Source organism: Marinococcus luteus, from assembly GCF_900106595.1.
In the GTDB taxonomy this organism is placed as follows: domain Bacteria; phylum Bacillota; class Bacilli; order Bacillales; family Marinococcaceae; genus Marinococcus; species Marinococcus luteus.
This window is the reverse complement of record NZ_FNNC01000004.1, coordinates 261571-273467: the sequence shown is the minus strand read 5'-3', so window position 1 is coordinate 273467 and position 11897 is coordinate 261571. Positions and strand designations below refer to the sequence as shown.

At 45.8% G+C, this 11897-nt stretch carries 8 protein-coding genes and 1 other annotated feature; of the genes, 4 read left to right on the top strand and 4 right to left on the bottom strand.

All coding sequences use genetic code 11. The annotated features are described in order from the left end of the window. Positions 1-3361: transglycosylase domain-containing protein (locus BLV22_RS10525; RefSeq protein WP_091614908.1), on the bottom strand; the 3361-nt coding region annotated here is incomplete at its 3' end. A 113-nt stretch (positions 3362-3474) separates the two neighbouring features. Continuing rightward, positions 3475-3695: a binding site (T-box leader), on the top strand. An 88-nt stretch (positions 3696-3783) separates the two neighbouring features. Between BLV22_RS10525 and tyrS the strand changes: the two genes are divergently transcribed. After that, entirely contained in the window at positions 3784-5061 is a 1278-nt protein-coding gene (gene tyrS, locus BLV22_RS10520; protein ID WP_091614905.1) for a tyrosine--tRNA ligase, read from the top strand. Between the two features lie 71 nt (positions 5062-5132). On the opposite strand, the gene rpsD is transcribed toward tyrS, so the two are convergent. The 3 genes from rpsD to hisJ all read right to left on the bottom strand — a co-directional run bounded on the left by rpsD (position 5133) and on the right by hisJ (position 7400). Next, on the bottom strand, positions 5133-5735 hold the full coding sequence (rpsD, locus tag BLV22_RS10515; RefSeq protein ID WP_022793076.1) for a 30S ribosomal protein S4: 603 nt from the start codon (positions 5733-5735) through the stop codon (positions 5133-5135). Positions 5736-6058: 323 nt separating this feature from the next. Next, complete coding sequence (locus BLV22_RS10510) at positions 6059-6565, bottom strand: GAF domain-containing protein (RefSeq protein WP_091614902.1); 507 nt, start codon at positions 6563-6565, stop codon at positions 6059-6061. 16 nt (positions 6566-6581) lie between these two features. Beyond that, a complete protein-coding gene (hisJ, locus tag BLV22_RS10505; RefSeq protein ID WP_245724072.1) occupies positions 6582-7400 on the bottom strand; it encodes a histidinol-phosphatase HisJ in 819 nt (272 codons plus the stop codon). A 269-nt stretch (positions 7401-7669) separates the two neighbouring features. Between hisJ and BLV22_RS10500 the strand changes: the two genes are divergently transcribed. The 3 genes from BLV22_RS10500 (at position 7670) to thiI (ending at position 11804) form a co-directional block, all read left to right on the top strand. Further along, positions 7670-9379, top strand: coding sequence for a septation ring formation regulator EzrA (locus BLV22_RS10500; RefSeq protein ID WP_176967739.1), 1710 nt, complete (start codon positions 7670-7672; stop codon positions 9377-9379). A 77-nt stretch (positions 9380-9456) separates the two neighbouring features. Further along, positions 9457-10602, top strand: coding sequence for a cysteine desulfurase family protein (locus BLV22_RS10495; RefSeq protein ID WP_091614897.1), 1146 nt, complete (start codon positions 9457-9459; stop codon positions 10600-10602). After that, entirely contained in the window at positions 10599-11804 is a 1206-nt protein-coding gene (gene thiI, locus BLV22_RS10490) for a tRNA uracil 4-sulfurtransferase ThiI (RefSeq protein WP_091614895.1), read from the top strand. Before BLV22_RS10495 ends, thiI begins: the two co-directional genes overlap by 4 nt. Positions 11805-11897: the final 93 nt, after the last annotated feature.

The following is an 11897-nucleotide window of genomic DNA, read 5'->3' as shown; positions in this document are numbered from 1 at the left end:
CGGTTTCATCAGAGCCGTCGTCCCCGGAAGGAGCAGAAGAGGAGTCCTCAGTGGATTCCTCTTCGTCGGTGGATGAATCTCCGCCGGAGTCTTCAGTTTCATCAGAGCCGTCGTCCCCGGAAGGAGCAGAAGAGGAGTCCTCAGTGGATTCCTCTTCGTCGGTGGATGAATCTCCGCCGGAGTCTTCAGTTTCATCAGAGCCGTCGTCCCCGGAAGGAGCAGAAGAGGAGTCCTCAGTGGATTCCTCTTCGTCAGTGGATGAATTTCCGCCGGAGTCTTCGGCTTCATCAGAGCCGTCGTCCCCGGAAGGAGCAGAAGTGTCTTCGTTGCTGCTGTCTTCAGTGGATTCTTCTTCGTTTGTTGAACCTCCGTCATTTTCTGCTTCATCCGTCGTATTCGATTCATTCGTGTTTTGCTCAGAGCTATCACTGCTATTGTCGCCTGATGACTCCGAAGAATTATCTCCAGATGATTCTGGGCTGTCACCGGAATCATCTGAAGAAGAGGAATTATCTCCGCCTTCAGTTTCGTTATTTTCATCCGTACTGTTTTCTTCATTATCACTGCCAGAGTTGTTGCCGCTGTCCGGGTCTTCAGAATTTTGATTTTCATTATTGTTGTTTGAAGAATCGTTACTGTCGGTATTTTCTTCAGCGTCATCATCGTTCGAATTATTATTATTGTTGTTTCCTGAGTCGCTGCTTCCAGAGTCTTCGTTGTTTCCGGAATTGTTATTGCCGTTCGAACCGCCGACATCAGCTCCGCTGGAGTCATTTGATTCCCTGCCGTGAGTATCTACGGCGCGGACAGTATACTCGCCGTTGCCATCAGTATCAAATTCTGTTGTTTCCCGGTCAATTACATTGTCGACTTCGTCGCCGTCATTAAAGATACGGTAGCCGATTACATCATTATCATCGGAGGCTGACCAGGTGAGAGTGCCACCATCATTAGATACTCCAGTGACCCGGGAAGGATCTCTGTTATTTTCAGGAGCATCTTCATCCGGAACAACATTGTCCCAATCGTCCGGAAGATATTCCTGAATTTCTTCCTCATCGCCGTCCAAAAGGTATTCGTCATTTAAAGAAATACCATCTTCCATAAATTCAGAAGGAGTATCATCATACCCAGGGTAACGGTCTCCGTCGATAGTTACGTATTCAATTTCTTCGAGACTGTCATCCTCTTCAGTAGGAGCGAATTCTTCATTGAGAATATCTTCATTCACCAGATCCGCTTCTTCGCACAAATCGGTAGGCTGCTGACCGGATAGACCGCATATTTCTTCTGTAGAGATGCCATCCGGCTCAGAGAATGTGTCTCCAGCACCGATTAAATCGTCCTCAGTATCGGAAGCAGCATTCATAATATCTGCCCAAATCTGCTGAGTTCTCTGCGAATAAGAGAGTCCCTGCGCATCTTCAATGCCAATTTGTTCATTATATCCAAGCCACAGACCGAAGGTTACGTTGGGATTGTAGCCGACGAACCAGGAGTCGATCTGGTTATTTGTCGTACCAGTCTTTCCGGCCCAGTCGCCGTCTACATTCAGACGATCGGGAAGAGAACTTGCAGTACCGTCGGATCCTAATACATCACGCAGCATATCTGTAATAAGGAAGCTGGTTTGCTCTGAAAAAGGATTGGTGGATTCTTCTTCATGTTCGAAAACAGCTTCGTCTGCACTGTCGGTAATAGAAGCTACCATGTAAGGTTCATGATGCTCTCCTCCGGCAGGGAAAGTCGTAAATGCGCTTGTATTTTGTTCTACACTTACGCCTTGGCTAAGTCCGCCGATGGCAGTGGAAGAAGAAATGCCGTTTTCGACTACATTGCCCATGCCAAGGTCGTTAAGAGCTTCTTGTCTTGTCGATTCGTCGAGCAAGTCAAATACCCGGACTGCCGGTATGTTACGCGATTCGGCTAAAGCACTTCTGGCATCGATAAAGCCTTCATACTCTCCGTCAAAGTTGTTGAGCTCATCATCATCTCCACCGTATTCGGTAGGAATATCAAGCAGTGTCTGCCCGGGGTGCAGAAGGCCTTCTTCAATAGCCGGACCGTAATCAAGCAGAGGTTTCATGGTCGAGCCGTTCTGCCTGCGCGTCTGAGTAGCATAGTTTAACGAACTTGTTTCAAAATCACGGCCGCCGACGAAGCTTAAAATAGCACCGCTGTTATTTTCAATCATCATACCGCCGACCTGCTCTGCTTGGCCCTCTTTTTCCGGGCCAAAGTAGTCGTTGCCATCTACAGCTTCCTGCATAGCGTCATAGGTGTCTTTATGAACTGTCAGTTCAATATCATATCCACCTTCAGCGATTTCCCGGCTTGCTTCCTGATTATATTGCTGAATGGTTTCCTGTCGTTCTTCCTCTGATAAATTTTCTAATTGAACGTCGTCTTCGGCAATCATTTCTTCGCGCATAATCCTTGCAGCTCTGCGCTGAGCTTCATTGATCAAATAAGGATATTCCTGTGCTACTTCTTCTTTTGGCTCGGCAAGGTTGTCGCGAATATCGTAGTTCATTGCTTCATCGTATTCTTCCTGAGAAATGGAATCTACTTCAAGCATGTTTTGTAAGACTTCGTCTTTCCGGTTCAGCCCTTGAGAGAGATCGTCTTTTATCTCCCCGTTACTTTCAAATGGAGTGTAGGTGTAAGGGTTTTGCGGAAGCCCGGCAATATAAGCGGACTGGGCCACATTCAGTTCAGAAGCGTCAACGCCAAATATTCCCTGGGCGGCTGCCTGGGCCCCTGCGATATTTTCTCCATTGGCATTGCGGCCGAACGGAACGATATTCATATAGGCCTGAAATATTTCATCTTTCGAGAAATACGTTTCCATTCTCATTGCCAAAGCGACTTCTTTCGCTTTTCTTTCAAAAGATACTTCTCTGGTCAGCAGTTGGTTTTTAACAATCTGCTGGGTTAACGTTGAGCCCCCCGTTTGAGTGGAAGAGTTCGTTACTTCCTGGTATGTAGCACGCATTAATGATTGGGGATTAATTCCATTGTGATCATAAAAAGCCCTATCTTCTGTGGATAAAAATGCGTCCTGCAGGTTAGTGGAAACGTTATCGAGTTCTACACGCTGTCTCTCGAGTTCTGAAGGCAGCTCCCCCAGTTCTTCTCCGCTGGCAAAATGGACGGTACTGTTCTCGGCGTAGCTATATATTGATTCCTGCATTTCTTCTTCCGTGTAAGCTTCCTGTCCTTTAACCAAGGAGGCGAAAAAGCCTGCACCGATTGACCCAATAAATAAAACAGCTAAAATAAAAACAACAAACAGGGTTAGAAATGAAAGACCAACAACGCGCAAGGTATTTCTAGAGCTTGTTTGGTCGTGACGCCCCATAATTATTACGATCTCCCTTCTCTATGTAGCTTTGTCTATGGATTCATACATTGACAGTGTTGAAAGTCTTGTGCTAAAAATAAAAGAAGTGCAAACTTGAAAACAAACTATAACATACAGCTATGAAGGATGAAAGTAACCATAGGACCTACAGTCACAGAGAGTCGACGTTTGCTGAAAGTCGAACTGCAGCCTTTGGCGAATTACACATCCAGAGCTTCTTTCAGATCTTTGGTTAAAAGGCCTGAAACGGTGTAATGCATCGTTATCAACATGAAGCCGGGAAGTTTATGCTTCCAACAAGGGTGGTACCGCGGTCATCATCGTCCCTTTTCGTTTTTCGAAACGAAGAGGGACTTTTTTATGTACCTACACTTATATATCCAAGTTTAGAGCGTTTTTAAACCAGAAAGGGGAAAGTTATGGGCATTTGGGAGGAATTAGAAGAAAGAGGGCTTGTAAATCAGGTGACAGAAAGAGAGGGCCTTAAGGATCAGATGAACAACGGACAACTCCGTTTTTACTGTGGATTTGATCCTACGGGGGACAGCCTTCATATTGGTCACCTGCTGACTATTATTTTAATGCGCCGGATGCAGCTGCACGGGCATCAGCCGATTGCTCTTGTAGGCGGGGGCACAGGAATGATTGGGGATCCGAGTGGGAGAAACGCAGAACGCTCCCTGAACGAACCAGAGATTGTGGAAGGTTTTTCACAAAAAATTCGCACTCAGCTTGAAAAATACCTCGATTTTGACGGTGCGCATGGTGCAGAAATTGTAAACAACCATGACTGGCTTGGAAGCATGACTCTCATCAGTTTCCTGAGAGATTTTGGAAAGCATTTCAGCGTCAATTATATGCTTGCGAAAGAATCGGTGGAATCCCGGATTCAGGAGGGCATTTCTTTTACTGAATTCAGCTACCAGATAATGCAGTCAATTGATTTTTACTACCTGTACAAAAATCATCAGTGTACGCTTCAAATCGGTGGCAGCGATCAATGGGGTAATATTACCGCTGGTTTAGAGCTGATTCGCCGTCTTGAATATGAAGACGAGGAAAAATCTCCTGCTTACGGTATGACAATCCCGTTAGTGACCAAAGCCGACGGCACGAAATTTGGAAAAACAGCCGGGTACGCAATATGGCTTGATCCCGAAAAAACATCTCCATACGAAATGTACCAATTTCTGCTTAATACAGACGATCGTGATGTATTAAAATTTATACGCTACTTTACGTTTATTGATCAGGAAGAAATGAAAGAGCTTGAAGAAAAGATGCAGACAGAGCCTGAAAAAAGAGAAGTCCACCGGAGGCTGGCGCAGGAGATCACCTCGTTTGTCCACGGCTGGGAAGCGCTGAATCAGGCTGAAAACATTACGAAAGCTCTTTTTGGCGGAGGCGAGCTGACGGCACTGACAGCAGATGAAATAGCCCAGGGTTTTAAAGATGTACCATCGTACACGATGGTAACAGAAGAACAAAACCTGGTGGATCTTTTAGTTCAAGCGGGTATAGCAGGTTCAAAACGACAGGCCAGGGAAGATGTACAGAACGGTGCCGTATATATTAATGGTGAGAGAGAACAGAATACAGACAAAACTGTAGGAAACAATGATTTAATTGATGATCAATTTATCATTATGCGCAGAGGTAAAAAGAAATATTTTCTGATTCTAAAAAACAATGGATAAAAGCCAGCCGGAAAAAGCCGGACAAATATAAAAATCCCGTGCAGATCGATATCTGCACGGGATTTTTACTATTAACGAGAGTAGTACTCAACGATTAGTGCTTCGGAAATTTCCGCAGGAAGCTCAGAACGTTCAGGATAACGGCTGTAGGTGCCCTGAAGGTTGTCAGCATCAAACGTGAGATATTCCGGAACGAAAGAATTAGCTTCAAGTGCGTCCTGGATAGCGCTCATGTTGCGGGACTTTTCACGAACACTGATGGTTTTTCCTGGCTCTACGCGGTAAGACGGGATATCTACACGATTGCCGTCTACAGTGATGTGGCCATGGTTAACCAGCTGGCGTGCGCCGCGGCGTGTGCGGGAAAGACCGAGACGATAAACAAGGTTATCGAGACGGGATTCAAGCAAAATCAAGAAGTTTTCGCCGTGTACACCAGGCAATTTGCCAGCGATGTTAAATGTGCGCAGGAATTGGCGCTCATTTAAGTTGTACATGAAACGAAGCTTCTGTTTTTCCTGAAGCTGAACACCGTATTCGGATAATTTTCTGCGCTGCGTTGGGCCATGCTCTCCCGGCGGATAAGGACGTTTTTCGAGTTCTTTTCCTGTACCACTGAGAGAGATGCCGAAGCGGCGGGACTTTTTCCAGGTTGGACCTGTATAGCGTGCCATAATGGCATCCTCCTCTATTAAAACAAATTTTGGTATAAAAACACTGTTGGCGAATCTCCCGTCATGCTCATTTTGCCCTCGTATGTCTTCGCCCCGACAGCTAGGGGTTACGCAACACACCTTGCTTACAGCAAGGAGCAAAATGGAAAGCACATGCAAGGCTTGCCCAGGCTGTCTTTTACACAACCGTCATTATAACTTCTGGCTGATGGCAAGTCAATATGTTTAGACCGGGAAAGTATTAATTGAAATTTTCCGTAGTGAATAAAAATGCCGGACAAGCTTAACTTAAGCTTGTCCGGTGGGGGCTAAACACGAGAAGGTTAATTTTTTGTGGAAAACAGCCCGTGTTCAATTTCATCGGCAAACTGACGCAGGAAAGACTCTTCCTGTTCAGAAAAACGGTTCAGTACAGGGCTGTCAATGTCGAGCACGCCATACACATCCCCTTCAGGAGTGAACAGTGGAACAACTATTTCTGACTGGCTGGCGGCGTCACATGCGATATGGCCCGGAAAAGCATGCACATCTTCCACGCGGACCGTCTGTTTTTTCTGGTAAGCTGTGCCGCAGACCCCTTTTCCCGGCGTGATGCGGTTGCAGGCAGGCAGCCCCTGGAAGGGACCGAGAACCAGTTCATTTTCTGTTTCGTTCCAAATATAGAAGCCGACCCAGTTTACATTGGATAAAAATTGATTAAGCAAAGCGGAAGCGTTAGCTAAATTGGCGGTTTGATTATTTTCGTCTGAAAATAATGCTTTCGCCTGCTGGCATAATGTATGGTAGCTTTTCTCTAAAGATGAGTCATAAGAAACTGGTTGAAAAGACATGAAGATCCCTCTTTCATTATCGTAATTGCTCCCCCGTAAGAGCTGAAATATCGTTACTGCCTGCCAAAAGCCCCGAAGAGGCGTGGGCATCGGAGCCATATACAAGTGGTATTCCCATCCTTACAGCCGATTGTATTACGGATGGATGAGGATACGGCTCGAGGCACCGTTCTTTAATTGTCCCGGCACCGTTTACATCAAGTTCAAACCCTCTGGATTTAACTTCCTGTAAAATAGCTTCAATAGCATTTTGATCAAGAAAATCATATTCATAATTTTTATGAAACTTCCGAATAAGCGTCATGTGCCCAATCCTGTTCGGTGTGTATTTTCCAAGGGGAGCCTGAATGGAACGGAGAACGGCACTGTAGTACAATTCCGCGGCTTTTTGCGGTGAACCGCTTAGACGGACGTAGCGGTCAAAGTGATCCGGAGAAAAATCTATACAAATATATTCACTGTTTAGTTTAATGAAGTGAGAGGAAAGAATGCAATCTTCAAGCTCAGGACCGTATGTGTTCATAAACTGCTCTGTCTTTTTCTCAAATCCTTCAATAAAATCCACTTCAAGTCCTTTTTTAATTGTAATATCGCTATTGTATTCTGATTGAAGGCTGCTTAAATCTTGGAGGTACTGATCGAGCTGTGCGGCTGGCATGGCACTGTCTTTATCCGGCACAGGATCTGTAAAACCTTCAGGAAGAGGAGCGTGCTCGGTAAAACTGATCGTTTTTATTCCGTTTTTGATACAAGCTTCAATATAGTCGTGAAACGAGTCCCTGCTTCCGTGCGGGCAGAAGGGAGAGTGAATATGGCCGTCACGGATAATTGTCATGGGTATAAACACCTCTTTTTTTGGATGAAAATATGAAAAAACAGTTGGCTTAATTAAGGAAATAAGGAAAATAGATTTTCTAGAAATTTTCTTTATCGTCATATAACAATCACTGCGTTTACATGTTATCATAAGTTAAAGCAAACATAGTTGAAAAAATATTTTGAGTACGTTCGTGCACATAAAGTATGAGATAAGTATAAGTAACCCATAACGTGTAAATTATTGAAAAACAAGGATGCACAGCGGGGAAAACTGGAGTGAGGAATTTGGCGACAACAATTGTAATTATAGTTCTGGTTATCATTATCGCCGCGTTTGTCATATACGGAGCATGGGGACGCAGACGCATTTACCGGGAAGTAGACCGCCTGGAGGATGCGAGGGCGAATATGGCGGACCAGCCTGTGGCCGAAGAAATTGCGCGGGTCAAGGGCATGACAATCTCGGGAGAAACAGAAGAAAAGTTTGAATCATGGCGTAAAGACTGGGACGAAATTGTGGGAAAGCATCTGCCGGATATTGAAAAGGCCCTTTATGATGCAGAAGAAAAAGCAGACAAGTACAAGTTCAGTCAGGCTTCAGAAATCACTGCTGCCGTAGATGCGCAACTCGCCAGTATCGAAGAGGAAATCAACAATATTTTTCTGGAAATAGAAGAGCTGGTACATAATGAATCCGATAATCGCCGCGGCATTGAAGAATCTGAACAGAAATATGAGGAAATAAAACGTTTTGTTTCCCAGAACTGGCACACGCTTGGCAGTACGGCCCCGCTGTTTGATCAGCACATGCGTGATCTCCAGGCTTCTTTTGAAGCTTTTTACGAAGCGGTGGAGCAGGGGAATCAATTTGAAGCAAAACAACTCAGACAGAAGCTCGATGAAGATTTAGAACGTGAAGAAGCATCGCTTTATGCTGTCCCTGATATGCTTGCAAAAGTACGGCGGCGCCTTCCCGAAGAATGGAAATCCCTGCGCGCCGGTCTGTATGAAATGGAAGAGCAGGGCTATCCTATGGATGCTTTTGCATTTGAACAACGGCTGAATGAAAATGAAGCAGAAGCTGAACAGCTGCAGACGCGGATTGAAAACCTGGACCTTGACGGGATTGCAGAACGTCTTACTGAGATGGATGCCTACAATGAAGAAGTGTACCGCATTCTTGAAGAAGAAGTGGAAGCCCGTGCCGAGGTCGAACGTCTGCTGCCGCAGGCGTATGAAGGCAGAGAACAGTTATCCACGCGGATGCAGACGCTGTTAGTGGAAAAAGAATTTATCGAAGCCAACTATCGGATCCCATCGGAAACAGACCATTTGATTGCTTCATCAAAACGACAGGTTGATGGAATTAGAAAGAGCGTATTACAATTGCAGGAGCAAAAAGAAAACAAAGAACATTCCTTTACGCATATCGAGATGGAACTAAAACAAATTCTTGAAAAACAGGGAGAGGTCGAGTCGGGAATTCTGGAAGCAGAGAACCAGCTCGGGGTACTCCGAAAAGATGAAACACAGGCAATGGAAACGCTCGAGGAGCTAAAGCGCCAGAACCGCATCGAAGAAATGAGAATGCAGCGCACAAGGCTGCCGAAGCTTCCGCCAATACTTTTGAATGAAAAAGAATCAGCGGATGATAAAATTGCCCATGCCGCTGCGGCTCTTTCTGAGACTCCGCTTGAAATGGTGCAGGTGCGCGAAACGGTAGCGCAGGCAGAAGAGAGCGTCCGCACTGTTTCCACGATGCTTCGGCGTATGGAAGAACAGGCGTGGATGACTGAACGTATCATCCAGCGCGGAAATTTATACCGAAGCAAAGAGGCTGAACTCGACCAAAGCCTGAAAGAAGCAGAAAGTGCTTTCCGCAAAGGCCAGTATGAGCACGCGCTGCAGGTTGCTTCGTCGTCCGTGCGGAAAATGGATGACCGGTTTGTGACAGAAGTGCTGCAGGAGTCTAACATGCAGTTGACAGAAGCATAATCGACAAGCAAATAGTTAAGAAGCCTGAACTCAGGCTTCTTTTTTATGATATTAGTGAATGCTGGGAGGAATTTGAAATGTATTTTGATAACAGTGCAACCACCCAGCCATACCAGGAAGTGCTGAGTGCTTACAGGAAAGCGTCTGAAAGCTATTTTGCCAATCCCTCTTCATTTCACCATAAGGGCGGAGAAGCTGAGCGTCTGCTTGAATCTGCGAGAAGCCAGATCGCCCGGGAATTAGACGTGAAACCGGAGCACTGTTTTTTCACGAGCGGTGGTACAGAAGGAAACAATATAGTTTTAAAAGGATCCGCAGAGGCTAGAAAAAACCTTGGTCGTCATATTATAACGACGGCTGTGGAACATCCTTCAGTGATGGAAACCTGTGTCTATTTAGAAGAAAAAGGGTATCGGGTAACATACCTGCCGGTTGGCAGAGACGGCCGTATAAGCATAAAGGACTTGCATCAGGCGTTAGAGCCGGATACTATCCTTGTTACAATTGGTCACACAAACAGTGAAATCGGTGCAGTGCAGCCTATCGAGGCTATTGGAGAAATACTCTCTTCCTACCCTGGTATTTATTTTCATACGGACTACGTACAGGGGGCTGCCAAAATTCCATTAAATATTGAAAAGGCGGGGCTGGATTTTGTTACGGTGTCAGCTCATAAATTTCATGGATTGAAGGGAACGGGGGTCTTGTATAAGCACCCAAGAACGCTGCTTGAGCCTTTAATACACGGGGGTGGTCAGGAAAGCGGGGTTCGATCGGGCACGGAAAATACAGCGGGTGCTGCAGCTATGGCTAAAGCACTCCGCCTGGCAAAAGAAAGCTATACTGCAAACAGCAGCAGGATTGAAGAGATCAAAGCATGGACAGCGGCACGGCTGCAGGAAAGCGGTGGAGTGCTCAACTCTCCTTTTTCCGGAGGATCTCCCTTTATATTGAATGTTTCCTTCCCTGGGATAAAACCAGAAGTGCTTGTTGAAGCGCTCGCGGAAAGAGGAGCTTCAATTTCCACCAAAACAGCATGTGCTTCGAAAAACTCGGAGCCATCTGCCGTCATTCTAGCTGCTGCGGGAGAGCGGAAACTTGCAGAGAGTGCTGTGAGGATAAGTTTCTCTGCGGATACAAAGAAAGAGGAAGCTGCTCATTTATGCAGCATGTGCGAAGAAGTGCTGCCACAGTTGAAAAAGGTTATGGAGGAACAGCAATGAGAGAAGAATATTTATTAATTCGCTTCGGCGAACTTGCTTTAAAAGGAAAGAACCGAAAAGAATTCGAGCGGCAGTTAAGAGAAAACATTGATCACGCGGTGAAAGATTTTCCCCACTGTGAAGTGCGGCGTACTTACGGACGTATTGCGATCAATCTGCTCGGGGAACCTGCTGAAGAAGTCATTGAGGCAGTAAAGCCGGTGTTTGGGATATCTTCCATCAGCTATGCGAGAAAAGCAGACTTATCAGAAGAGGAGATACAGCAGACGGCCTATCAAATGTTTTCGGAATATAAGGATAGAAAAACTACGTTTAAAGTGGAAGCAAGAAGGTCCAATAAAGACTTTCCTGTTCATTCCACGAAGCTCGCTCCAAGCGTCGGCAGTTATATTCTCCATCACACCGAAGGGATCGGGGTGGACGTGAAGAATCCGGAAGTAACCGTGGAAATCGATGTTCGCGAGCAGGGAGCTTATGTAAGCTGCGGGCGTATTAACGGGGCAGGGGGCCTGCCGACGGGCACTGGCGGAAAAGTAGTCAGTATGCTTTCCGGAGGCATAGACAGTCCGACTGCTGCATATTTAGCCATGAAGCGCGGAGTAACGGTCGAGGCAGTTCACTTTCACAGTCCGCCGTATACAAACGAACGTGCGAAACAAAAAGTGGAAGATATCGCCCGGGCCCTCAGCCGGTTTGGCGGAAGTATCAATCTTCATGTGGTGCCATTTACCCGGGTTCAGGAAGCTATCCGAAGGCAGGTGCCGGATGACCATACGATGACGATTACAAGAAGAGCGATGCTTGAAATAGTAACAAAAATAGCAGAGAAGGAAGACGCCAAGGCAGTAGTGAATGGCGAAAGCCTGGGACAGGTAGCTTCCCAGACTCTTGAAAGTATGAATGTTATCAACGAAGTAACGAGTGTACCGGTACTGCGGCCGCTGATTGCTATGGACAAAGAAGAAATCATCAGCATCGCTAAGCGTATAGGCACCTATGATATTTCTGTGCGGCCGTATGAAGACTGCTGTACCGTGTTTCAGCCGGACAGTCCTGCGACCAAACCGAAAATTGGTTTAGTCTACAAGTATGAAAAACGCTTGAATAAAGAGGAATTGTTTGAAGAAGCGATAGCTGAAACAAAGGTGATTTCTGTCTCTAACGCAAAAAGTGGAAACAAAGAGTTTGAAGACCTTCTCTAAGACACTTTTTTGATGCAGAGAAGTGGTATAAAATGGAATTTTAAAATAGTTGAAACAAAACGGGAATTCGCCCGTAAAAAGGAGAGGCGGTTA